The 23,363-nt window shown below is 72.4% G+C and carries 16 protein-coding genes; 9 read left to right on the top strand and 7 right to left on the bottom strand.

Annotated features, from left to right (window positions below; translation table 11 throughout):
• Nucleotides 1–110: 110 nt before the first annotated feature.
• Nucleotides 111–2,384, bottom strand: a complete 2,274-nt coding sequence (locus ACWCP6_RS34575; protein ID WP_450936598.1) for an MMPL family transporter — start codon at nucleotides 2,382–2,384, stop codon at nucleotides 111–113.
• A 291-nt stretch (nucleotides 2,385–2,675) separates the two neighbouring features.
• Here ACWCP6_RS34575 and ACWCP6_RS34570 point away from each other — a divergent pair, with 291 nt between their 5' ends.
• The 3 genes from ACWCP6_RS34570 to ACWCP6_RS34560 all read left to right on the top strand — a co-directional run bounded on the left by ACWCP6_RS34570 (nucleotide 2,676) and on the right by ACWCP6_RS34560 (nucleotide 6,610).
• Complete coding sequence (locus ACWCP6_RS34570) at nucleotides 2,676–3,341, top strand: TetR family transcriptional regulator (protein ID WP_450936606.1); 666 nt, start codon at nucleotides 2,676–2,678, stop codon at nucleotides 3,339–3,341.
• 359 nt (nucleotides 3,342–3,700) lie between these two features.
• The gene (locus ACWCP6_RS34565; RefSeq protein ID WP_450936597.1) at nucleotides 3,701–4,024 is read left to right on the top strand and encodes a heavy-metal-associated domain-containing protein; all 324 of its coding nucleotides are present in this window, start codon (nucleotides 3,701–3,703) and stop codon (nucleotides 4,022–4,024) included.
• A gap of 195 nt (nucleotides 4,025–4,219) precedes the next feature.
• Nucleotides 4,220–6,610: a heavy metal translocating P-type ATPase gene (locus ACWCP6_RS34560; protein WP_450936596.1), complete on the top strand. Its 2,391-nt coding sequence runs from the start codon at nucleotides 4,220–4,222 to the stop codon at nucleotides 6,608–6,610.
• A gap of 451 nt (nucleotides 6,611–7,061) precedes the next feature.
• Here the strand turns inward: ACWCP6_RS34560 and ACWCP6_RS34555 are convergent, their stop codons facing one another.
• Both ACWCP6_RS34555 and recD2 read right to left on the bottom strand, forming a co-directional pair.
• Nucleotides 7,062–8,351: a citrate synthase gene (locus ACWCP6_RS34555; protein ID WP_450936595.1), complete on the bottom strand. Its 1,290-nt coding sequence runs from the start codon at nucleotides 8,349–8,351 to the stop codon at nucleotides 7,062–7,064.
• Nucleotides 8,352–8,583: 232 nt separating this feature from the next.
• Nucleotides 8,584–10,824 (bottom strand): SF1B family DNA helicase RecD2, encoded by a 2,241-nt coding sequence (gene recD2, locus ACWCP6_RS34550; RefSeq protein ID WP_450936594.1) that lies wholly within the window; start codon nucleotides 10,822–10,824, stop codon nucleotides 8,584–8,586.
• 275 nt (nucleotides 10,825–11,099) lie between these two features.
• Here recD2 and ACWCP6_RS34545 point away from each other — a divergent pair, with 275 nt between their 5' ends.
• Nucleotides 11,100–11,711 carry a hypothetical protein gene (locus ACWCP6_RS34545; protein WP_450936593.1) on the top strand — a complete coding sequence of 204 codons (612 nt, stop codon included), beginning with the start codon at nucleotides 11,100–11,102 and terminating at the stop codon, nucleotides 11,709–11,711.
• 244 nt (nucleotides 11,712–11,955) lie between these two features.
• Here ACWCP6_RS34545 and ACWCP6_RS34540 read toward each other — a convergent pair whose 3' ends face one another.
• From ACWCP6_RS34540 to ACWCP6_RS34530, 3 genes are all read right to left on the bottom strand, one after another.
• The gene (locus ACWCP6_RS34540) at nucleotides 11,956–12,822 is read right to left on the bottom strand and encodes a sugar phosphate isomerase/epimerase family protein (protein WP_450936592.1); all 867 of its coding nucleotides are present in this window, start codon (nucleotides 12,820–12,822) and stop codon (nucleotides 11,956–11,958) included.
• Entirely contained in the window at nucleotides 12,819–13,976 is a 1,158-nt protein-coding gene (locus ACWCP6_RS34535) for a dihydrodipicolinate synthase family protein (RefSeq protein WP_450936591.1), read from the bottom strand. The genes ACWCP6_RS34540 and ACWCP6_RS34535 overlap by 4 nt, the downstream gene beginning before the upstream one ends.
• A gap of 151 nt (nucleotides 13,977–14,127) precedes the next feature.
• Nucleotides 14,128–15,279, bottom strand: a complete 1,152-nt coding sequence (locus ACWCP6_RS34530; RefSeq protein WP_450936590.1) for a Gfo/Idh/MocA family protein — start codon at nucleotides 15,277–15,279, stop codon at nucleotides 14,128–14,130.
• Between the two features lie 227 nt (nucleotides 15,280–15,506).
• Here ACWCP6_RS34530 and ACWCP6_RS34525 point away from each other — a divergent pair, with 227 nt between their 5' ends.
• Nucleotides 15,507–16,553, top strand: coding sequence for a LacI family DNA-binding transcriptional regulator (locus ACWCP6_RS34525; protein ID WP_450936589.1), 1,047 nt, complete (start codon nucleotides 15,507–15,509; stop codon nucleotides 16,551–16,553).
• 203 nt (nucleotides 16,554–16,756) lie between these two features.
• Here the strand turns inward: ACWCP6_RS34525 and ACWCP6_RS34520 are convergent, their stop codons facing one another.
• Nucleotides 16,757–18,184, bottom strand: a complete 1,428-nt coding sequence (locus ACWCP6_RS34520) for an alkaline phosphatase family protein (RefSeq protein ID WP_450936588.1) — start codon at nucleotides 18,182–18,184, stop codon at nucleotides 16,757–16,759.
• 310 nt (nucleotides 18,185–18,494) lie between these two features.
• On the opposite strand from ACWCP6_RS34520, the gene ACWCP6_RS34515 reads away from it, so the two are divergent.
• The 4 genes from ACWCP6_RS34515 to ACWCP6_RS34500 all read left to right on the top strand — a co-directional run bounded on the left by ACWCP6_RS34515 (nucleotide 18,495) and on the right by ACWCP6_RS34500 (nucleotide 23,264).
• Nucleotides 18,495–19,463: a bifunctional helix-turn-helix transcriptional regulator/GNAT family N-acetyltransferase gene (locus ACWCP6_RS34515; RefSeq protein WP_450936587.1), complete on the top strand. Its 969-nt coding sequence runs from the start codon at nucleotides 18,495–18,497 to the stop codon at nucleotides 19,461–19,463.
• A gap of 70 nt (nucleotides 19,464–19,533) precedes the next feature.
• Complete coding sequence (locus tag ACWCP6_RS34510; protein ID WP_450936586.1) at nucleotides 19,534–20,337, top strand: sugar phosphate isomerase/epimerase family protein; 804 nt, start codon at nucleotides 19,534–19,536, stop codon at nucleotides 20,335–20,337.
• A gap of 374 nt (nucleotides 20,338–20,711) precedes the next feature.
• A complete protein-coding gene (locus tag ACWCP6_RS34505) occupies nucleotides 20,712–22,541 on the top strand; it encodes a glycoside hydrolase family 3 protein (RefSeq protein ID WP_450936585.1) in 1,830 nt (609 codons plus the stop codon).
• Nucleotides 22,542–22,688: 147 nt separating this feature from the next.
• Nucleotides 22,689–23,264 carry a hypothetical protein gene (locus tag ACWCP6_RS34500; RefSeq protein WP_450936584.1) on the top strand — a complete coding sequence of 192 codons (576 nt, stop codon included), beginning with the start codon at nucleotides 22,689–22,691 and terminating at the stop codon, nucleotides 23,262–23,264.
• Nucleotides 23,265–23,363 lie beyond the last annotated feature (99 nt).

The following is a 23,363-nucleotide window of genomic DNA, read 5'->3' as shown; positions in this document are numbered from 1 at the left end:
CGCGGCTCCCGGCTCCCGGCTCCCGGCTCCCGGCTCCCGGCTCCCGGCTCCCGGCTCCCGGCTCCCGGCTCCCGGCTCCCGGCTCCCGGCTCCCGGCTCCCGGCCGAACGCTAGCCGCGCGCCGGGGTCTTCTCCCGTTCCGCGTCGGGGCGCGGCTCCGGATCCGGGTCCCGGTCCGGGGCGCGTTCCGGGGCGGCCGCGGCCTCCGGGGCGGGCGCCGGGGATCGGGTCTCCCCCTCGCTGAGGCCGAACCTCGCGTGGAAGCGGCGCAGCGGCGCCGGGGCCCACCAGGTGGCGCGGCCGGTGAGACGCATGACCGCCGGGACCAGCAGGCTGCGGACGATCATGGCGTCCATGAGGACCGCGAGGGCGATACCCAGGCCCAGCATCTTCGTGTTGGTCACCCGTGAGGTGCCTATCGCGACCATCACGACGGCGAGGATCACGGCGGCCGCGGTGATCAGACCGCCGGTGCGCTGGAGGCCGTGGCGGACGGAGCGGCGGTGGTCGCCGGTGTGGTCGTACTCCTCCTTGATGCGGGAGAGCAGGAACACGCCGTAGTCCATGGAGAGTCCGAAGGCGACGCAGAACATCAGGACGGGAAGGGTCGTCTCGATGTCCCCGGTGCTCGTGAAGTTGAGCGCCCCGGAGAGATGGCCGTCCTGGAAGACCCAGACGACCGCGCCGAACATCGCGGTGAGGCTGAGCGCGTTGAGCACGACCGCCTGGAGCGGGATGAGGACACTTCCGGTGAGCAGGAAGACGAGCAGCAGGGTGACCACGGCGATGATTCCCGCAGCCCAGGGCAGCCGGGCACCGATGGCGTGCTTGGAGTCGACGAGTACGGCCGCCGTGCCCGTGACGGAGGTGCGGAACGGCGCGTCGGCGGCCCGCACTTCGCGGACCAGTCGCTGGGTTCCCTGGCCGACGGCCTCGCCCTTCGGGGTCAGCGAGAAGTACGCCGAGTCGCCCTTCACGACCGGGCCGTCCACCCGCAGCACCCCGGGCAGACCGGCGATGCGTTCGCGGTACGCCGCGTACTGGGCGGGCGTCGCCCTGCCCTCGGCGAGCACGTCGAGGCCGCCGCCGGGGCTGCCGGGGAAGCCGTCCCTGATGTGCTGCTGCACCACATGGGACTCGGCACCTGTGGGCAGCTGACGGTCGTCCGCGGTGCCGAACTTGACGCCGAGGAAGGGGAGTCCGAGGAGGACGAGGCCGACGGTGGTGGCGACGGCGAAGACCGGGGCGCGTCGCATCACCAGGGAGGCGGCGCGGGCCCAGCCGGCGCCCGCTTCGGTCCGGCGTGGCGCGCCGCGGCGCACGAGACGGCGCAGATCGAGGGAGTTGACGCGGTGGCCGAGCAGGACGAGGGCCGCGGGCAGCAGGATCAGCGCGGCCGCCGCCGCGAGGAGCACCACGGCGATGCCGGCGTAGGCGAAGGAGCGCAGGAAGTACTGCGGGAAGACCAGCATCGCGGCCAGGGAGACGGCGACGGTCAGCGCGGAGAACAGGACGGTGCGTCCCGCGGTGCGCAGCGTGGCCCCGACCGCTTCGCGCGGCCCGGCGCCGAGGGCCAGTTCCTCGCGGAAGCGTCGCACGATGAACAGCGCGTAGTCGATCGCGAGGCCGAGGCCGAGTGCCGTCGTGAGGTTCAGCGCGAAGACCGATACGTCCGTGAACTCGGTGATGCCGCGCAGCACGGCGTTCGTGCCGAGGATGGCGACGATCCCGATGCTGAGCGGCAGCAGCGCGGCGACGGCACTGCCGAACACCATCACGAGCAGGACGAGCGTGATCGGCAGGGCGATCATCTCCGCACGGGTCAGGTCCTCCCGGATGATCGTCTGCATCTCGTGCCGGACGGCGACCGGACCGCCGACCGAGACCCGGACCGGGCCGTGCGTCCCGCGGAAGGCCGGCGCGATGCGGTCGAGCGTCTCGCCCATGGCCTTGTCATCGCCGGTGATCCGGGCGGCGATCAGCGCCTCGTGCCCGTCCTCGGCGCGCAGCTCCGGGGACCGGGTCTGCCAGTACGAGCCGACACCCGTCACGTCCCGCTCGCCCGCGAGCCGCGCGGTCAGACGCTTGGCCTCGGCCGCGACCTCCGGTGCGTCGACGGAGGCCCGCCCGCTGTCGACCAGGAGCAGCAGATTGGGCTGGGATCCGGGGAACTCCCGCTCCAGGGCCTTCGTCGCGTACGTGGACTGGGCGGCCGGGTCCTCCCAGCCACCCGCACCCAGACGGTTCGCGACCCCGCTGCCGGCGACGACCGCCAGGGCGGTCAGGACCAGCGCGAGCAGCAGCGCGAACCGTGGCCGCGCGGTGACGAACCGGGTCCAGCCCCCCACCTTCCGGCCGTCCGGCGGGCTGTTGACTTCGGACATGGTGCGGTGTCCCCTTCACCGTGGCCCATCTCGTCCGCGTCGCGCCCTCCCGGTACGTCGGCGCAGACAGCATGGGTCGCCCATTGCCAATACACTGGCAAACACGAGTGATCGCTCGCGTTTCTCAAGAATGCGAGCGAGTACTCGCGTTTGTCAATCGCGTTCAGGAGAGTTGGGGACACCGTGGTCGGCGAACAGCAGCCGGAGAGCCGGCGGGGGAGGTCCCGCACGGCGGGCGGGACGACGGGCCGCAGGACCGGGGCCACCGCGGGCGACACGGCGGGCGCCGCCGTGGACCCGGCGGCCGAGCCCACGTCCGGCCAGGCCGCCGAGAAGCCCCGCCGCCGCCAGGCCCGCGGCGAGCGCCGTATCGCACAGCTCCTCGACGCCGCCGCCTCCGTGTTCTGCCGGAGCGGTTACACGACCGCGTCCACCAACGCCATCGCCCGCGAGGCCGGCGTCTCGCCCGGCACGCTCTACCAGTTCTTCCCGAACAAGGAGGCCATCGCCATCGAGCTGGGCGACCGGCTGATGCAGCGGATGCGGGACACCTACGGCGAGGCGTTCTCGCCCGCGGACACCTCCGCCCCGCTCCGCGAGCTGCTGGACGGCATCGTGGACCGCTTCATCGACTTCAACTGCCGGCACCCGGAGTTCTTCGCGCTGATGCACGGGCCGGACATCCCGGGCCGCATGGCCGAGGACCACGACGCCCTGCACGCGACCATGCTGGAGCGGATCGAAGGCCTGATCGTCTTCTACCGACCCGAGGCACCGAAGGCGGAGGTCACCCGGATCGCCGAGCTGAGCCTCGGCCTGTACAAGGCCGGGCTGGAACTCGTCCTGGCCCACGAGGGCGCCGAACGGGACGCGTACATCACCGAGCTGAAGAACGCGCTCTTCCGCTACCTCGACCCGGTCATCGGCGACACCGTCCGCACCACGGCCCACCCCTAGTCGCCCCCCGGGGGCCACCCCGGCACCCCGATGGGCGCACCCGCGCCCGCGCATCCGCCGCCGCAAGCGCGCCGAGCGCCCGGATGTCCGGCCGCCCCTCTCCCCCGGCCGACCACGCCGCCGCACACGACACGGCAGGCACACATCCCCCATCAACCGACGGGTCGCGCGAGGCCGCGCCCCGCGCCGCGGCGCGCGCCGACGTCAAGCGTGCGCTTGGATTCATACCCCCTAGGGGTATAGTGTGGTGAGTGTCGGGGAGACCCGGGAGCCCCGGGGGCCCCTGGCGCACGGTACGCCGCGGGCCCGCCCGTGGTCGTATGGGCACAGCAACGCCACGATCCACCGAGGAGAACGACATGAGCGCCCACACCGAACTCCCGCAGGCCGAAGCCACCGCGACCGGCTCGTGCTGCTCACCCAGCGGCTCCTGCCACTCCGACGCGGCGTCCGCCGAGGCCGTCCAGGGCTCGGTGACCGCGGTCTACCAGGTCACCGGCATGACCTGCGGCCACTGCGAGGGCGCCGTCCGCAGCGAGGTCTCCGAGCTCGCCGGCGTCAGCTCGGTGGAGGCCGTGGCCGCGACCGGCCGGGTGACCGTCGTGTCGGCGGCCCCGCTCGACGAGGAGGCCGTCCGCGCCGCCGTCGACGAGGCCGGGTACGAGCTGGTCGGCAGGGCCTGAGAGCAGCTCCGGTCCGCGCCCGAAGCGCGCGGACCGGGAGACGAGGACCGAGCCGCGAGGGCCGGGGCCGAGAAGCCGCGGCCCGACGTCCCGGGCCGCCCACCGGGCCGTACCGCCGCCCTCGGCAGCGCCGAGGACCGCCGCCGTACGGCCCGGCCCCTTCCCCGGAGTCCCCGGAGTTCCTGGAGCACGGACATGACCAGCACCGCACCCGACACGTCCATAGCGGCCGCCCCGGCCGCCGGCGGGAAAGCCACGGGAAACGCGGGCGACGCCGCCGCATCTGCCACCGGCGGCCTGTCGGCCACCGGACCCGTCACGGGTGACCTGTCGACCGTCGAGCTCTCGATCGGCGGCATGACCTGCGCGTCCTGCGCCGCCCGCGTCGAGAAGAAGCTCAACCGCATGGAGGGCGTCACCGCCACGGTCAACTTCGCCACCGAGAAGGCCAGGGTGCGGTACCCGGCGGCGCAGCTGGAGGTCGCGGACCTCATCGCGACGGTCGTGAAGACGGGCTACACCGCCGAGGAACCCCCTCCGCCGGCCCCGGAGCCGGAACGGGCGGACGAGGCGGAGCCGAAGCCCGCCGAGAGCGCCCAGGACCCCGAACTCGCCTCCCTCAGGCAGCGGCTCACCGTCTCCGCCCTGCTCGCGCTGCCCGTGGTGCTCTTCGCCATGGTCCCGGCCCTCCAGTTCGACAACTGGCAGTGGCTCTCGCTGACGCTCGCCGCTCCCGTCGTCGTCTGGGGCGGCCTCCCCTTCCACCGGGCGGCGTTCACGAATGCCCGCCACGGCGCCGCGACCATGGACACGCTCGTCTCGGTCGGCACGCTGGCCGCGTTCGGCTGGTCCCTGTGGGCCCTTTTCTTCGGCATGGCGGGCATGCCGGGCATGCGGCACGGCTTCGACCTCACGGTCGGACGCTCCGACGGCTCGTCGGCCATCTACCTGGAGGTCGCCGCCGGCGTCGTCGCCTTCATCCTGCTCGGCCGCTATCTGGAGGCCCGCTCCAAGCGGCGTGCGGGCGCGGCCCTGCGCGCCCTGCTGGAACTCGGCGCCAAGGACGTGGCCGTGCTCCGCGGCGGCACGGAGGTGCGGATTCCGGTCGGACGGCTGGCCGTCGGCGACCGCTTCGTCGTACGCCCCGGGGAGAAGGTCGCGACCGACGGCACCGTCGTCGAGGGGTCCTCGGCGGTCGACGCCTCGATGCTCACCGGCGAGTCCGTGCCGGTCGACGTGACCGTCGGGGACGCCGTGACGGGCGCGACCGTCAACGCCGAAGGACGCCTCGTCGTCGAGGCCACCCGCGTCGGGGCCGACACCCAGCTCGCCCGTATGGCGCGGCTCGTCGAGGACGCGCAGAACGGCAAGGCCGCCGTGCAGCGCCTGGCCGACCGGATCTCCGGCGTCTTCGTGCCGGTCGTCCTCGTCGTCGCGCTGGGCACGCTCCTGGCCTGGCTTCTCGCCACCGGCGACGCCACCGCGGCGTTCACCGCCGCGGTGGCCGTCCTGATCATCGCCTGCCCCTGCGCCCTGGGGCTCGCCACACCCACCGCGCTCATGGTGGGCACCGGCCGCGGGGCCCAGCTCGGCATTCTCATCCGGGGCCCCGAAGTCCTGGAGTCCACGCACCGGGTGGACACGGTGGTCCTCGACAAGACGGGGACCGTGACCACCGGGCGGATGACCCTGAGGGACGTGTACGTCGCCGAGGACGCCGCGACCGGCCCCCTCGGCGAGAAGGAGCTGCTGCGCCTCGTGGGCGCCCTGGAGCACGCGTCCGAGCACCCCGTGGCCCGCGCCGTCGCCACCGGGGCCGAGGAGCGCACGGGCGCGCTGCCCGCCCCGGAGCGGTTCGAGAACATCCCGGGACTCGGCGTCCGCGGCACCGTCGAGGGCCGCGCCGTGCTGGCCGGCCGCGAGAAGCTGCTCGCCGAGGACGGGATCGCCCTCCCCGAGGACCTCGCGCGGGCCAGGCGGGCCGCGGAGGCCGAGGGCCGCACCACCGTCGCGGTGGCCGTCGACGGGGTGGCACGGGGTGTCGTGACCGTCGCCGACGCGGTCAAGGAGACCAGTGCCGAGGCCGTGCGCGAGCTGCGCGCCCTGGGACTCACGCCCGTGTTGCTGACCGGGGACAACAGGACCGTCGCCGCGGCCGTCGCCAAGGAGGTCGGCATCGACGAGGTGATCTCCGAGGTGCTGCCGCAGGACAAGGTGGACGTGGTGAAGCGGCTGCAGGCCGAGGGCCGGGCCGTCGCCATGGTGGGCGACGGGGTCAACGACGCCGCCGCGCTCGCCACCGCCGACCTGGGGCTCGCGATGGGCACGGGCACGGACGCGGCGATCGAGGCGAGCGATCTGACGCTGGTCCGCGGGGATCTGCGGGTCGCGGCCGACGCCATCAGGCTCTCCCGGCGCACGCTCGCCACGATCAGGGGCAACCTGTTCTGGGCCTTCGGCTACAACGTGGCGGCGCTGCCGCTGGCCGCGGCCGGACTGCTCAACCCCATGATCGCCGGCGCGGCGATGGCGTTCTCTTCGGTCTTTGTCGTCAGTAACAGCCTCAGGCTGCGACGCTTCGTGTAACTTAGGGCAACGCCGAGTAAGACCCCCGGCCCTCTTCACAACCCCCCCGCAATATCCTTACGCTTGAGCCTCGATCGCAGAGCTGGGGCTCTTGCCTATGGACAACACATATGCAAGAGACGCAGATCACAGTGATCGGGACGTAACCATCGAAGGGGCTCGCGAGTCTAAAAGGTCGATGCCAGGAACGTCTTGGGGGGCGTTTCTGACATCTGGGGACGTCTTGGGGGACGTTCTCGGAATTGCGTTGCCGGGGCACGTGCACCGGGGAGCTTGAGCGGCCCTCCCGTGCGTACGCGTCCCGGCAGACCGCACGCAGCTGGCGCTGCCCCGCAGACGCCCGGCCGGATCCCGTGGGGGGAATCCGCACCGGGACAAAGGAAAGCGCCCCGACCACCGGCCCGTGGGGGGACCGGCGGCGGGGCGCTTTCCGCTATGCCGAAGCTTTGGCTCAGCGCGCCTCGACCGGCACGAAGTCGCGCTCGACGACACCCGTGTAGATCTGGCGCGGACGGCCGATGCGGGAACCCGGCTCCTTGATCATCTCGTGCCACTGGGCGATCCAGCCCGGCAGACGGCCGAGGGCGAACAGGACCGTGAACATCTCGGTCGGGAAGCCCATGGCCCGGTAGATCAGGCCGGTGTAGAAGTCGACGTTCGGGTAGAGCTTGCGCTCGACGAAGTAGTCGTCGGACAGCGCGTGCTCCTCCAGCTTGAGCGCGATGTCGAGGAGCTCGTCCGACTTGCCGAGGGCCGAGAGCACATCGTGCGCGGCGGCCTTGATGATCTTGGCGCGGGGGTCGAAGTTCTTGTAGACCCGGTGGCCGAAGCCCATCAGGCGGACGCCGTCCTCCTTGTCCTTCACCTTGCGGATGAAGGTGTCGACGTCGTTGCCCGAGTCGCGGATGCCCTCGAGCATCTCCAGGACGGACTGGTTGGCACCGCCGTGCAGCGGGCCCCACAGCGCGGAGATGCCGGCCGAGATCGACGCGAACATGTTCGCCTGGCTCGAACCCACCAGACGCACGGTGGAGGTCGAACAGTTCTGCTCGTGGTCCGCGTGCAGGATCAGCAGCTTGTCGAGCGCGGAGACGACGACCGGGTCGAGCTCGTACTCCTGCGCCGGGACCGAGAACGTCATCCGCAGGAAGTTCTCGACGTAGCCGAGGTCGTTGCGCGGGTAGACGAAGGGGTGGCCGATCGACTTCTTGTACGCGTAGGCGGCGATCGTCGGAAGCTTGGCGAGCAGGCGGATCGTGGAGAGATTGCGCTGCTTCTCGTCGAACGGGTTGTGGCTGTCCTGGTAGAAGGTGGACAGCGCGGAGACCACCGAGGAGAGCATCGCCATCGGGTGCGCGTCGCGCGGGAAGCCGTCGTAGAAACGCTTGACGTCCTCGTGCAGCAGGGTGTGCTGCGTGATCTCGTTGCGGAACGAGGCCAGCTCGTCGACCGTCGGGAGCTCGCCGTTGATCAGCAGGTAAGCGACCTCGACGAAGGTGGACCGCTCGGCCAGCTGCTCGATCGGGTAGCCGCGGTACCGGAGGATGCCCTCCTCACCATCGAGGTAGGTGATGGCGGATTTGTAGGCGGCGGTGTTGCCGTACCCACTGTCCAGGGTCACCAGACCGGTCTGGGCGCGCAGCTTCCCGATGTCGAAGCCCTTGTCGCCGACGGTGCTGTCGATCACCGGGTAGGTGTACTCGCCGTCGCCGTACCGCAGTACTACAGAGTTGTCGCTCACGTCTTCCCTCACCGACGTAGTGCCTCATCTTCGAGGTGCCCTGACTGTCTCTACCATCCCCCATTTGGCTCAGGAGAGTGCACTCGGGGTCGACCATTGGGCCCATCGGCGGCACTGAGTGCCGCCAACCTGCTCATCCTGCCCCCTTCGCCCTGGTTGCGGAAGTGCTCTGTGAGGTTTGCGACTCGTTTGATCGATCAAAATTTCCGGGACGGCTCCCGGGCCGGTTCGATCACGGGGCCGGCGCGCCTGCGGAGAGCCGGAAATCGAGCGCCGTGCAGCGTCTGCCTGCGGAAACCGTGCGCACCGCCTGCGCCAGCGCCCTGCGCGACCCGACCAGCACGACCAGCTTCTTGGCGCGCGTCACCGCGGTGTAGAGCAGATTCCGCTGGAGCATCATCCACGCCCCGGTGGTGACCGGAATCACCACCGCCGGATATTCACTTCCCTGGGAGCGGTGGATCGTCACCGCGTAGGCGTGCGCCAGCTCGTCGAGCTCGTCGAAGTCGTACGGAACCTCCTCGTCCTCGTCCGTCAGCACCGTCAGGCGCTGGTCGTCCAGGCTGAGCGAGGTGACCACGCCGACCGTCCCGTTGAAGACGCCGTTGCGTCCCTTCTCGTAGTTGTTCCGAATCTGCGTGACCTTGTCGCCGACGCGGAAGACCCGGCCGCCGAACCGCTTTTCCGGCAGATCGGGGCGGCCCGGCGTGATGACCTGCTGGAGCAGCGCGTTCAGGTTCCCGGCGCCGGCCGGTCCCCGGTGCATGGGTGCGAGCACCTGCACGTCGCGGCGCGGGTCCAGCCCGAATCTGGCGGGCAGCCGCCGGGCCGCCACGTCGACGGTGAGCCGCCCGGCCTCCTCGGTGTCGTCCTCGACGAACAGGAAGAAGTCGTCCAGGCCTTGGGTGAGCGGCGGGGTGCCCGCATTGATGCGGTGCGCGTTGGTGACCACGCCGGACTGCTGGGCCTGGCGGAAGATCCGGGTGAGCCGCACCGCGGGAACCGGGCCGCTCTCCGCGAGAAGGTCGCGCAGCACCTCGCCCGCACCGACGCTGGGCAGCTGGTCCACGTCCCCGACGAAGAGCAGATGGGCGCCCGGGGGCACGGCCTTGACGAGCTTGTTGGCCAGCAGCAGGTCCAGCATGGACGCCTCGTCGACGACCACCAGGTCCGCGTCCAGCGGGCGGTCCCGGTCGTAGGCCGCGTCACCGCCCGGCTTCAGCTCCAACAGCCGGTGCACGGTGGAGGCCTCGGACCCGGTGAGCTCGGCGAGGCGCTTCGCGGCACGCCCGGTGGGGGCGGCGAGCAGCACCTTCGCGCGCTTGGCCCGCGCCAGTTCGACGATCGAGCGGACCGTGAAGGACTTGCCGCAGCCGGGGCCGCCGGTCAGCACGGCGACCTTCCGGGTCAGCGCCAGCCGGACGGCCTGTTCCTGCTCGGGCGCCAGCTCGGCGCCCGTGCGGTCGGCGAGCCAGGCGAGCGCCTTGTCCCAGGCGACGTCCCGGAAGGCGGGCATCCGGTCCTCGTCGGTGCGCAACAGCCGCAGCAGCTGGGCGGAGAGGGAGAGTTCGGCGCGGTGGAAGGGGACGAGATAGACCGCGGTCACGGGCGCCCCGTCGGGCCCGGGCACCTGTTCCCGTACGACCCCCTCCTCCTCGGCCGCGAGGTGGGCGAGGCAGTCGATGACGAGCCCGGTGTCGACCTGGAGGAGTTTGACGCCGTCCGCGATGAGCTTCTCCTCCGGGAGGAAGCAGTGCCCCTGGTCGGTCGACTGCGACAGCGCGTACTGGAGGCCGGCCTTGACGCGCTCCGGGCTGTCGTGCGGGATGCCCACGGACTGGGCGATCCGGTCCGCGGTGAGGAAGCCGATGCCCCAGACGTCGGAGGCCAGGCGGTACGGCTGGTTCCTGACGACGGAGATGGAGGCGTCGCCGTACTTCTTGTAGATGCGGACCGCGATGGACGTCGAGACCTCGACGGTCTGGAGGAAGAGCATCACCTCCTTGATCGCCTTCTGCTCCTCCCAGGCGTCGGCGATCTTCCTGGTGCGCTTGGGGCCGAGGCCGGGGACCTCGACGAGCCGTTCGGGCTCCTCTTCGATGATCTTCAGGGTGTCCACGCCGAAGTGCTGCGTGATGCGGTCGGCGAAGACCGGTCCGATGCCCTTGACCAGTCCCGAGCCGAGGTAGCGGCGGATGCCCTGGACGGTGGCCGGCAGGACGGTGGTGTAGTTGTCCACCAGGAACTGCTTGCCGTGCTGCGGGTGGGAGCCCCAACGGCCCTCCATGCGCAGGGACTCGCCGACCTGGGCGCCGAGCAGCGCGCCGACGACCGTGAGCAGATCGCCGCCGCCGCGTCCGGTGTCGACCCGGGCGACCGTGTAGCCGTTCTCCTCGTTGGCGTACGTGATCCGCTCCAGGACGCCTTCGAGCACGGCCGGCCGCCGTTCCCCACTCCCCGCCTGACTGGACATGGTCCGACGCTACCGCCCGGGTCGGACAGTGCGGTGCCCCTGCGCAGGGCCCAGGGCGTGCCGTTCGCGGGCCCTGCGGCCGCCGAACCGTTCTGCCGCCCGCCGGCCTGCCCGGTCATCGCGCGGTCAAGAGATGACCAGGCGGCAGCCAAACGCACGTATGAGTTCCGCATGCACCCGTCCCACCCGCCTGACATAACGGGATTCGGCCCGGGGCCTGATGACTACGGTGAGGGGCCGATTGCGTCACTGGTGAAGAGGAGCCGACGGTAGGGATGCCGATCCGTGCGCGTGTTGCCGACCCTGCCGGGCCCGAGCCTGCCGGGGGCGGACGGCGCAGTGGCCGCACCACCCCTGGCTCGCGGGCCGGACTCCGCGTCACCGCCGCGGTGTTGCTGACCGTCGGCCTGGTGTGCCTCGTCTTCGGTGGCCGCGACTTCGCCTACGCCACCCGACTGGCCGGAACCCCGGGGACGTTCGAGGTGCTCGCCGGGGAGAGCGTCCCGGGCAACGGACGCAGCGGCCCTTCCACAGTCTGGAGCGGCATCTTCACCTCGTCCGACGGGAGGACGACGGACCATGACGCCGCGCTGCGCGACGAGGCCGACGGCCACCGGCTCGGCGCGCGGATACCGGTGACCCGGGCCGGTGCCCACACGTACTACACCGCACAGCCGAACTACGCCCTCGGCTGGCTGTGCCTGTGCCTGGCCGGCGCGTCCCTCGCGGTGTGGGCCGTCCCCGGGATCCGTTTCGGCCGGGGAATGCGCCGCGCGGACCCGGGCACACCGCGCTGGGTGCGGGTGACGATCCTGATCGGCCTGGGCTGCGCGTACGCGGCCGGGGCGGCAGGGGCGGCAGGTCTTGCCGTGGCCGTGGTGGCCTGACGCGGCAGCGGGTCGATCCCGCCCGGACCCGGCCCGCCCTGCGGACCTGCGCGGCGGGGAGCGGTGGGAACTCCGAGGGGGCCCGGTCCGTCGACCGGGCCCCCTCGCGTTTCCCCTCCCCTTCGGAACTCCGCGATCCCCCCAGATCCCCCTCCGGAAGTTCCGACGCCCAGTACGACCCGCATAGGGTGCGAAGGGTTGCACGCGTCTCTCAGGTTTTTTTCAGCATCGTTGAAACCGCAGGTCACAGCCGTAGATAGCGGAGAAATCGCTCCTTCGTGTCCGCCAGAACCGCCCGCCCGTCGTCCGCCCACAGGGTGTCGCTGAAGAGTTCCACTTCGATGGGCCCGGTGTAGCCGGCGCGCTCCACATGGCCGCGCCAGGCGCGCAGGTCGATCGCGCCGTCGCCGAGCCGGCCGCGCCCGTTGAGCACCCCCTCCGGAAGCGGGGTCGTCCAGTCGGCGAGCTGGAAGGCGTGGATGCGGCGGCCCGCGCGCGCGACGGCGGCGGGGGCCCGGTCGTCCCACCAGACGTGGTACGTGTCGACGCAGACGCCCACCTGGTCGGCGGGGAAGCGTTCGGCCAGGTCGAGTGCCTGGTCGAGCGTGGAGACGACGCAGCGGTCGGACGCGAACATCGGGTGCAGGGGTTCGACGGCGAGGCGCACCCCGCGCGCGGCGGCGTACGGGGCCAGTTCGCCGAGGGCGTCGGCGATGCGCTCCCGTGCGCCGTGCAGGTCCTTGCTGCCCTCCGGCAACCCGCCCGACACGAGCACGAGGGTGGCCGTGCCGAGCGCTGCGGCCTCCTCGACGGCGGCGCGGTTGTCGTCGAGGGCCCGTACCCGCGCGACCGGGTCGATCGCGGTGAGGAAGCCGCCCCGGCACAGGGTCGTGACGGTCAGCCCGGCGGCGCGGACGAGCCTCGCCGCGGCATCCAGGCCGTACTCCCTTACGGGCTCGCGCCACAGGCCCACACCGGGGACCCCCGACGCCGTGCAGGCGTCGGCGAGTTCGGGCAGCGAGAGCTGTTTCACGGTCATCTGGTTGATGCTGAGCCGGGACAGCAGAGCGTCCTCCGGGCCGGACGGGGCGGGCTCGTACGGGTCGTTCATCGCGTCACCCCGTGGACCTCAAGCAGGGACTTCATGCGGGCCTCCGCCAGCCAGGGGTCGGGGAACAGACCCAGAGCATCGGCGAGTTCGTAGGCACGTGCCAGATGCGGCAGGGAGCGGGCCGACTGGAGACCGCCGACCATCGTGAAGTGGTCCTGGTGGCCCGCCAGCCAGGCGAGCAGCACCACCCCCGTCTTGTAGAAGCGGGTCGGGGGCTCGAAGAGGTGCCGGGCGAGCTCGACCGTCGGGTCGAGGAGCGCACGGAACACCTCGGGGTCCCCGGTGTCCAGGGCACGCACCGCATGGGCCGCGAGCGGGCCCAGGGGATCGAGGACGCCGAGCAGCGCGTGACTGAAGCCGTGGTCGTCGCCCGCGATCAGTTCCGGGTAGTGGAAGTCGTCGCCCGTGTAGCAGCGGACCCCGGCGGGGAGCCGGCGCCGCAGGGCGATCTCGCGTCCGGCGTCGAGCAGGGAGATCTTCACGCCGTCCACCTTGTCCGGGTGCGCGGCGACGACCCGGAGGAGGACGTCCGTCGCGGCGTCGGGACCGGCCGCGCCCCAGTAGCCGTCCAGCGCCGGGTCGAACATCGGGCCGAGCCAGTGCAGGATCACCGGCTCCGCGGACTGGCGCAGCAGCTCGCCGTACGTCTCCAGATAGTCCTCGGGGCCTTCGGCGGCCGCGGCGAGCGCGCGGGACGCCATCAGGACGGGCCGGGCGCCCGCGTCCTCGACGACCGCGAGCTGTTCCTCGTAGGCGGCCCGGACGTCCGCCACCGTCGCCGGCCCGGTGAGCTGGTCGGTGCCGGCGCCGCAGACGACCCGGCCGCCGACGGCCCGCGCCTCGGCCGCGGACCGGCGGATCAGCTCGGCCGCGCCCTTCCAGTCGAGGCCCATGCCGCGCTGGGCGGTGTCCATGGCCTCGGCGACGCCCAGCCCGTGCGCCCACAGATGGCGCCGGAAGGCGAGCGTCGCGTCCCAGTCGACGGCCGCCGGGGAGCCGGGCGGTACGTCCGCGAACGGGTCGGCGACGACGTGCGCCGCCGCGAACACGGTGCGCGCGACGAGCGGTGGCCGCTCCGTGTCCGGGACGAAGGGGTCGGTGCGGGGCGTGTACGTGCGCAGGGCGCCCGTGGAATCGGGCAGACGGATCGTCACGGCGCCACCTCCCGTACGGGCCGTACGGCCCCGTGTGCGCACCGGGGGCCTGCGGTGTGCGGGCGGGTGCCCGCGCGGCTCGCGCCGGCCGCGCCCGTACCGGCGCACGGGAGGCGTGCGCGGACGGCGGCCGTGCGGACGCTGCGGCGGCTCACCGGCCGATCTCCGGTACGTCGATGCGGCGGCCCTGCGCCGCGGACTTCAGGCCGAGTTCGGCGAGCTGCACGCCACGGGCGCCCGCGGTGAGGTCCCACCGGTAGGGGGCACCGGCATACACGTGCCTGAGGAACAGCTCCCACTGGGCCTTGAAGCCGTTGTCGAAGTCCTGGTTGTCGGGGACCTCCTGCCACTGGTCGCGGAAGGCGTGACCGGCCGGCAGGTCGGGGTTCCAGACGGGCCTGGGCGTGGCCGTGCGGTGCTGGGCGCGGCAGCGGCGCAGCCCCGCGACGGCGGAGCCCTCCGTGCCGTCGACCTGGAACTCGACGAGTTCGTCGCGGTGGACCCGCACCGCCCAGGAGGAGTTGATCTGCGCGATCGCTCCGCCCTCCAGTTCGAAGATGCCGTACGCGGCGTCGTCGGCGGTCGCCGCATAGGGCTTGCCCCTCTCGTCCCAGCGCTGCGGGATGTGCGTGGCGGTCACGGCCTGGACGGAGCGCACCCGGCCGAACAGCTCGTGCAGGACGTAGTCCCAGTGCGGGAACATGTCGACGACGATGCCTCCGCCGTCCTCCGCGCGGTAGTTCCAGGAGGGGCGCTGGGCGTCCTGCCAGTCGCCCTCGAAGACCCAGTACCCGAACTCGCCGCGCACGGACAGGATCCGGCCGAAGAAACCGCTGTCGACGAGCCGCTTCAGCTTCAGCAGGCCGGGCAGGAACAGCTTGTCCTGGACGACCCCGTGCCTGATGCCCGCGGCCCGGGCCAGCCGTGCGAGCTCCAGGGCGCCGTCGAGACCCGTCGCGGTGGGCTTCTCGGTGTAGACGTGCTTGCCGGCTCCGATCGCCTTCCGCAGTGCGTCCTCGCGGGCCGGTGTCACCTGGGCGTCGAAGTAGACGTCGACCGTGTCGTCGGCGAGTACGGCGTCCAGGTCGGTGCTCCAGTGCTCCAGGCCGTGCCGCTCGGCCAGGGCCCGCAGGGCGTGCTCGCGGCGGCCGACGAGGACGGGCTCGGGCCACAGCACGGTGCCGTCGCCGAGGTCGATGCCGCCCTGCTCACGGATCGCGAGGATCGAGCGGACCAGGTGCTGGCGCAGGCCCATTCGTCCGGTCACGCCGTTCATGGCGATACGGACCGTCTTGCGTGCCACGCGGTGTCCTCCGGCTCTCGAGGGGCGCGCCGTCGCCGGGAACCGGCGCGCGGCGCGGCGCTTCGCCATGGAACCAGGGAAGCAGCAAGCGCTTTCTATAGAGGGAGAAGCTAGCCTGCGGAGCGAGAGTCGGACAAGACCGCAGCGCGGTCCGGACGGAGCGGACCGCGGCTCGGTGCGAGCGGACCGGAGGACGACGGGATGAGCGTGACCCTGGGAGCGACGAGATGACCGTGACCCTGGCGGACGTGGCCGCCCGCGCGAGGGTCTCCCCCGCCACCGTCTCCCGCGTGCTGAACGGGAACTACCCGGTCGCCGCGTCGACGCGCGAGCGGGTGCTGCGCGCGGTGGACGAGCTCGACTACGTCCTCAACGGCCCGGCGAGCGCGCTGGCCGCCGCCACCTCCGACCTGGTCGGCATCCTGGTCAACGACATCGCCGACCCGTTCTTCGGGATCATCGCGGGCGCGGTCCAGTCCGAGATCGTGGGTCCCGGCGGGCGCGCGGGCGGGGAGCGGCTGGGCGTGGTGTGCAACACCGGCGGCTCCCCCGAGCGCGAGCTGACGTACCTCACGCTGCTTCAGCGCCAGCGCGCCGCGGCCGTGGTGCTCACCGGAGGCGCCGTCGAGGATCCGGCGCACGCGGCGGCGACGGCGACGAAGCTGCGGCGGCTCGGCGACGCGGGCACCCGGGTCGTGCTGTGCGGGCGGCCGCCGGTGCCGGACACCGACGCGATCGCGCTGACCTTCGACAACCGGGGCGGTGGACAACGGCTGACCGAGCATCTGCTCGGCCTCGGCCACCACAGGATCGGCTACATCGCGGGCCCCGAGGAGCGCACGACGACCCGGCACCGGCTGGAGGGCCACCGGGCCGCGCTCGCCGCGCACGGGATCGAGGACGACGCGCGGCTCACTCTGCACGGCTCGTACGACCGCCGCTCCGGGTACGACGCGGCGGTGGAGCTGCTGCGCCGGGAGCCGGAGCTGACGGCCGTCGTCGCGGCGAACGACACGGTGGCGCTGGGTGTGTGCGCCGCGCTGCGGGACCGGGGGCTGCGGATACCGGACGACGTGTCCGTGGCCGGTTTCGACGACCTTCCTTTCAGCATCGACGCGGTCCCGGCGCTGACCACGGTGCGGCTGCCGCTGCACGAGGCGGGAGCCCGGGCCGGACGCATCGCGACCGGCCGCGAGAATCCGCCGCCGGGCGGGATCGCCACGGTGCACGGGGAGTTGATGGTGCGGGGGTCGACGGCGCCGCCCCGGGCCTGACACGGGCGGGCCGGGCACGCCCGGCGGGCAGGGCGGGCGGACGGGGCCGGGCAGGCGGACGAGGCCGGACGGATCCGGTGACCGGACGGATCCGACGGCCCTGCGACAAGGCGGCCGCCGGGCGGGACACCGGGGTACGGAGGCGGACGGCAGAGCGGCGGGCCGTCCGGCGCACGGCCTGCGCCGGACGGCCCGCGGGCGCATCAGGTGTGGGGCCGGTGCCCTCGCTCCTGGCGCGGGAAGTGCTGGTCGTCGGTCGGGAGGGTCGGCTTCGGTAGCGTGGCCACCTCGCGCTCGGCCTCCGCGAGCTGCTCCTCCGTGTCGTCGGGCAGGCGCGGGGGCTTGTGCCGCGTGGACCCGAAGCGGAAGGCGGAGGTGAGGTCGCCGAAGGTGCGGCGGCGCCACTCGCTGATGTTCGGCTCCTCGACCCCGGTGAACCGCTCCAGGAACTGGAGCGCCGAGGTGTGGTCGAAGCGCTCGCCGGCCACCCAGCCGCCCACCGTCCAGGGCGAGACCACGATGGCCGGAACCCGGAAGCCGCCGCCGATGGGCAGTCCGCCCACGAACTCGTCGACCGTGCCCGCCTTGGGTGTGGGCGGCACGACATGGTCGAACAGCCCGTCGTTCTCGTCGTAGTTGAGGATGAAGGCGGTCTTCGCCCACACCCTGGGATTGGCGGCGATGGCCTCGATCTTCTTGGCGACGAAGTCGGCACCGGCCGCGGGCAGGTAGTCCGGGTGCTCCGACTGGTAGCTCGTCGGCATGATCCAGGAGACGGTCGGCAGCCGGTCGGCCCGGGCGTCGTCCTCGAAGGTCCCCTCGGGCTGCGGACGGACGCCGCGCTCGTAGAGGTCGGACCCGGGGACGGCGTCACGGAAGGTCTGGAACTGCTCCAGCATGTTGCAGCCGTAGTCGTCCTCCTGCTGGTACACCTTCCAGCTGATCCCGGCGGCCTGGAGCCGTTCGGCGTACGTAGTCCACCGGTAGGGCCGGGGGGCCTTGTTGCTGATGACCGGGCCGCCCAGGGTGCCGCCCGGGTCGATGGTGCCGGTCATCCAGTACAGCCGGTTGGGCCAGGTCGGCCCGAAAACCGAGCAGAAGTAGTTGTCGCAGATGGTGAAGGTCTCCGCGAGGGCGAACTGGAAGGGGATGTCCTCCCGCGTGTAGTAGCCCATCACATAGGGGCCGTTGACCCCGTCGGCCTTGCGGTGCGCGGGCAGCCAGCGGTCCATCGCGCCGCCGTTCCAGGCCTCGTGCTGGACGGACCAGGCATGGCTGGTGGACGGGATGGCCTGGGCACTGGACGCGTGGGTGTCGAGGTGGAAGGGCAGCAGATAGCCCTTCGGGTTCACGGTGTCGGGCTGGTAGAAGACGGAGCGGCCGTCCGGGAGGCGCAGGGCGTCCGGGTCGTCGAAACCGCGGACTCCGGAGAGGGTGCCGAAGTAGTGGTCGAAGGAGCGGTTCTCCTGCATCAGCAGGACCACATGCTCGATGTCCCGCAGTGAGCCGCGCCGCGGCGGGCCGGCGGCGACCGCCTTCTGGACGCTCGGCGGGAGCAGCGACAGCGCCGCGGCCCCGCCCACGGCGCCCGCCGCGGATCCCAGCAGTCTGCGTCGAGTCAACTCGGCCATGCATGTCCCTTCTCGAGCTGTCCTGTTGGGCGACCCTGTTGGTTTCCGGGTCTTCAGCGACTGTCCTGCTGCGAGGTGTGGGGCGGCTGCCTCCAGGAGTGAACAGGCAATCAACAGCAGGCGACCAGTCGTTCGCGCGACAATTTCCGTAGCAGCGCGTACTGCTGACGCTCAGTCAGGAAATGGGGGCGCGGGCGGTGCCACGGGACCGCCTGCCGTGGCCGCGGGACCGTCCCGCCCCGCGGGGGCTTCCGGCGCGGGCGCGCCCGGCGTACCCTTGACTCGGTCAAAGGTCACCTCGGAGGGCGTCATGACGAGCACCCCGCCCGCGCAGCCGGTCCACGAGATCCGCGCCTTCAACCGCTTCTACACGAACCTGATCGGCGCCCTGGACTACAGCCGTCACCTGCACGCCCCGTACACGCTGACCGAGTCCCGCGTGCTGTACGAGCTGGCGCACGCACCGCGTACGGACGCCGCGGACCTGCGAGCGGCACTCTCGCTGGACGCGGGCTATCTGAGCCGGCTGCTGGCGGGGTTCGAGAAGGACGGCCTGGTCGAGCGGGCACCGTCGCAGGAGGACCCCCGCCGCCAGCGGATCACGCTCACCGAGCGAGGCCGGGAGGCCGCGGAGCTGCTCGACGAGCGGTCGCGGGAGGCGGTCGGATCGCTTCTCGCCCGGGTCCCGGCGGACGAACGGCCGCGGCTGATCGAGGCGATGGGCACGATCCGCGCGCTGCTCTCCCCGGGCCGGGCGCCCCGCGCGCAGGACGTGCTGCTGCGCGATCCCGCCCCGGGCGACCTCGGCTGGATCGTCCAGCGCAACGCCGCGCTGTACGCCGCCGAATACGGCTGGAACGCGGACTACGAAGGCCTGGTCGCACGGATCGTCGCGGACTTCGCGCAGGACCACGACCCACATCTGGAGCGGGTGTGGATCGCCGAACGTCGGGGGTCCCTCGGGGGAAGCCGCCCGGTGGGCTGTGTGATGTGCGTGCGCGACGAGGTGCCCGGTACCGCCCGGCTGCGGCTGCTGCTCGTCGAGCCGGAAGCCCGCGGCCTCGGCATCGGCGACCGGCTGGTGAGCGCCTGCGTCGACTTCGCCCGCGGCGTCGGATACCGCGACCTGGTCCTGTGGACCAACGACGTGCTGACCTCGGCCCGGAAGATCTACCAGCGCCACGGTTTCGTGCTGGCGGCCGAGACGCCGCACCGGTCCTTCGGCAAGGACCTGGTGGGCCAGGACTGGCGGCTGCCCCTGCACGAACCGGCCGACTGAGCCCGCCCCCACGAGGACCCGGCCCCGCACGGCGAGGGACCTCCGACCCGGCCCGGGTAGGGTCCCCGCCATGAAGCTCGCCTTCTCCACGCTCGGCGTGCCGGGGCTCCCCGTGCGCGATGTCGCACGGCTCGCCGCCGCGCACGGCTACCACGGCGTCGAACTGCGCGCCCATCCGGAGGAGCCGGTCCACCCGGGCCTCGGCCCCGCCGAACGCACCGCGGTCGCGGCCGAGTTCGCGGGCGCCGGCCTGGAGATCACCGCCGTTGCGGGATACGCCCGCGTGGCGGCCCCCGGCCCCGACGCACCGGTGCTCGACGAGCTCCGGGCGCTGACCGGACTGGCGGCCGACCTGGGCGCACCCTTCGTCCGTGTCTTCCCGGGGGCCGGTCCCGGGTCCGGCCGGGACCGCGACGAGGCCGACGCGGCGGCCGTCCGGCGCCTCGGCGCCGCCGCCGGAGACGCCGCGCCCCTCGGTGTGCGCATCCTCCTGGAGACCCATGACTCGCACCGCACCGGCGCCGACGCGGCCCGCGTCCTCGACCGCGTCGGCCCCGACCGGGCCGGCGCCCTGTGGGACGTCATGCACACCTGGCTGGGCGGCGAGCGGCCCGCGCGGACGTACGCCTCCCTCGCCCCTCATCTCGGCTACGTACAGGTGAAGGACATCGCGTCCGCCGACGACACCACCCCGCTGCCGCTCGGCACCGGCGTGCTGCCGCTCGCCGAGTGCGTACGACAGCTCCGCCGCGCGGACTGGGACGGCTGGCTGTGCTGGGAGTACGAGAAGCGCTGGTACGAGGGGATCGCCCCGCTCGACGGGCTGCTCGCCGCGGGACGGGACCATCTGTCCGGACTGCTGGCCGTGGCGTGAGACGGCCGGCTCCGTCCGGCCCGCGCACCGCCTCCCCGGAATCTCCGGAACGTGGGGAACCCGTGTGCACGCCCCTTCGTCCAACCGGCATGCTGCCGGATGAGTCTCCGCGGTGCGGTGTCGGCCTCGCTGCTGGCTGCGAACGCTGACGCACCCTCTCCGCCGCCCGCGGCCGACAGCACGCCGTCACCGGCGCGCCCCCCTCCACTGCGCCGGTGACGGCCCCTCAAGTCCGTTGCCCGTGCGGCCTGCATGCGGGCTCCGCACGGCCTCCACACGCCACGCCAGAGATGTCCAGACCTCTTGACCGGAAGAAATTTTCCGGATATCCGTGACTGCGCGGAAGTTTCCTTCATTGCATGGAAGGAGCACCAGTGCAGTACAGAAGCGCCGGAACCGGAACCTCCAGACGCACCTTGCTCGCCGCGACCGCGGGCGCCGCGGCCGCGGTCACCGTCGCCGGCCCCGCAGGGGCCGCCACCAACCGGAAGGCCGGCCACGACTCCCGGCTCCGAGAGCTCATCTCCCGGATGACGCTGGAGGAGAAGGTCGGCCAGGTCTTCGTGATGCGCGTGTACGGCCACTCCGCCACCGACCCCGACCAGGCGGACATCGACGCCAACCTCCAGGAGATCGGCGTGCGCACCGCCGCCGAGCTCATCGCCACCTACCGCGTCGGCGGCATCATCTACTTCGGCTGGGCCCACAACACCCGTGACCCGCACCAGATCGCCGATCTGTCGAACGGCATCCAGAAGGCCGGCCTCGACCAGCCGCGCGGACTGCCGCTGCTCATCTCCACGGACCAGGAGCACGGGATAGTCGCGCGCGTGGGCAAGCCCGCCACCCTGCTCCCCGGCGCCATGGCGCTCGGCGCCGGAGGATCCCGCTCCGACGCGCGCTCGGCCGCGCGGATCGCGGGGGCCGAACTGCGTGCGATCGGCATCCGCCAGAACTACGCGCCGGTCGCCGACGTGAACGTCAACCCGGCCAACCCCGTCATCGGGGTGCGCTCCTTCGGCGCCGACCCCGACGCGGTCGCCGGTCTGGTCGCCGCCCAGGTGAAGGGGTACCAGAGCCGCGACATCGCCTCGACGTCGAAGCACTTCCCGGGCCACGGCGACACCGCCACGGACAGCCACTACGGATTCCCCGTCATCCAGCACACCAGGGAGCAGTGGGCCCGGCTGGACGCGCCGCCCTTCAAGGCCGCGGTCGCCGCCGGCATCGACTCCGTGATGACCGCCCACATCATGGTTCCGGCCCTCGACCCGTCCGGCGACCCGGCGACGCTCTCGCACCCGATCCTCACCGGCATCCTGCGCGGGGAACTCGGCTACGACGGCGTGGTCGTGACGGACTCCCTCGGCATGGAGGGCGTCCGCCAGAAGTACGGCGACGACCGGGTGCCCGTGCTGGCGCTGAAGGCGGGCGTCGACCAGCTGCTCAACCCGCCGGACCTGCACCTCGCATGGAACGCCGTGCTCCAGGCCGTCCGCAGCGGTGAGCTCACCGAGGACCGCCTCGACGAGTCGATCCTGCGCATCCTGCGGCTGAAGGCGAAGCTGGGGCTGTTCACCGAGCCGTACGTCACGCACGCCGGCGTCGACCGGACGGTCGGCACCTGGGACCACCTCGCCGACGCCGACCGGATCGCGGAGCGGACGACGACACTGCTCGTCAACAGGGAGCGGCTGCTTCCGCTGTCCCGTCGCACCCATGGCGGCATCCTCGTGGTGGGCGCCGACCCGGCCTCGCCCTCCGGCACGACGGGCCCGCCGACCGGTGTCCTAGCGGGGGCGTTCACCGAGCTGGGTTTCACGGCGACCGCGCTGTCCACCGGCACGGAACCCTCGCAGGCGGTGATCGACCGGGCGGTCGCGGCGGCCGGGGGCAAGGACGCGGTGGTCGTCGGCACGTACAACGTGACGGCGTCCAGCAATCAGAGGAAGCTGGTCGACGCGCTCGTCGCCACAGGAGTGCCGGTCGTGGCCGTGGCCATCCGCAACCCCTACGACGTGGCCCAGCTGCCCAGCGTCGCCGCTTCGCTGGCCACGTACTCGTGGACCGACGTCGAACTGCGGGCCGCCGTACGGGTCATCACGGGCCAGGCGTCCCCACGGGGAAGGCTGCCGGTGCCGGTGGTGCGTGCCGACGACCCCTCGAAGGAGCTCTACCCCATCGGTTACGGACTCTCGTACTGACGGGCACCGTACGCCCGCGACACGGGGCGTACGGGACGTACGCCGCGCTCCCCGCACATCACCCCCAACTGACGCAAACCCTCATGCACCTCTGGCGTGTGCCCGCTCCGGCGGGCCACGCTGGGCGGGCATGTCGGGGGGAATGCCATGGCGGCCAGGAGGGTGGTGTGCGCGCTGCTGCTGACAGTGGCGGCGCTCACGGGATGTCAGGCGCCGTCCGGCACCGCGGGCGGCGCCCCCTCCTCCGCGCCATCGCCGTCCCCGTCCGGGTACGGGGCGGTCTTCCTCGGCGTCGGGGACTGTGGTGCGCGTGGGCAGGGAACCTTCACAGAGGTGCCCTGCACGAGCGAGAGCGCGGTGGCGAAGGTCGTCGCGCGCCACGCCCGCGGCGGCACCCCGCTCTGCCCGGAGCACACGGACTTCGTGCTGCACATCGCGACCGTTCCCGAGGGGTACGCGTGCATGCGCAATCTGGAGCCGCCGCACCCCGGTGACCCGGGCGCGGGCGGCGGGCCGCGGACCGTCGTCGGCGACTGCGTCTTCGACGCCGCCCGCGGCCGGGTGCGCGAAACCCCGTGCGACGGCTCCGGGGAGCGGCGCCCCCAGTACCGGATCACCACGGCGGTGCCGCATCGCGCCCAGTGCCCTTCCAGCACGGCGCTGTACGTCCGGCTGGGCGGCCCGAGGCCCGTCGGCTGCGCGGTGCGGCTGGCCGGGCGGTGAGCTGCGGCGGGGAGCCGCGAGCCCCAGAACCTGTCGACAGTCGCTGTTCCTCGAGAGGCTCTGGTCCACTTCTTGTGGTCGCGTACACAGCGTGACGGT

The sequence above is a fragment of the Streptomyces sp. NPDC002004 genome, from assembly GCF_053593975.1.
Note: the sequence above shows the minus strand (reverse complement) of the source record. Positions and strands in the feature narration are given on the sequence as shown.

Coding starts and splice junctions, on each gene's coding strand:
- ACWCP6_RS34575 (WP_450936598.1), bottom strand. CDS start 2,384: ATGTCCGAAGTCAACAGCCCGCCGGACGGCCGGAAGGTGGGGGGCTGG.
- ACWCP6_RS34500 (WP_450936584.1), top strand. CDS start 22,689: ATGGCGGCCAGGAGGGTGGTGTGCGCGCTGCTGCTGACAGTGGCGGCG.
- ACWCP6_RS34520 (WP_450936588.1), bottom strand. CDS start 18,184: ATGGCCGAGTTGACTCGACGCAGACTGCTGGGATCCGCGGCGGGCGCC.
- ACWCP6_RS34510 (WP_450936586.1), top strand. CDS start 19,534: ATGAAGCTCGCCTTCTCCACGCTCGGCGTGCCGGGGCTCCCCGTGCGC.
- ACWCP6_RS34565 (WP_450936597.1), top strand. CDS start 3,701: ATGAGCGCCCACACCGAACTCCCGCAGGCCGAAGCCACCGCGACCGGC.
- ACWCP6_RS34545 (WP_450936593.1), top strand. CDS start 11,100: ATGCCGATCCGTGCGCGTGTTGCCGACCCTGCCGGGCCCGAGCCTGCC.
- ACWCP6_RS34515 (WP_450936587.1), top strand. CDS start 18,495: ATGACGAGCACCCCGCCCGCGCAGCCGGTCCACGAGATCCGCGCCTTC.
- ACWCP6_RS34560 (WP_450936596.1), top strand. CDS start 4,220: ATGACCAGCACCGCACCCGACACGTCCATAGCGGCCGCCCCGGCCGCC.
- ACWCP6_RS34540 (WP_450936592.1), bottom strand. CDS start 12,822: ATGAACGACCCGTACGAGCCCGCCCCGTCCGGCCCGGAGGACGCTCTG.
- ACWCP6_RS34525 (WP_450936589.1), top strand. CDS start 15,507: ATGACCGTGACCCTGGCGGACGTGGCCGCCCGCGCGAGGGTCTCCCCC.
- recD2 (WP_450936594.1), bottom strand. CDS start 10,824: ATGTCCAGTCAGGCGGGGAGTGGGGAACGGCGGCCGGCCGTGCTCGAA.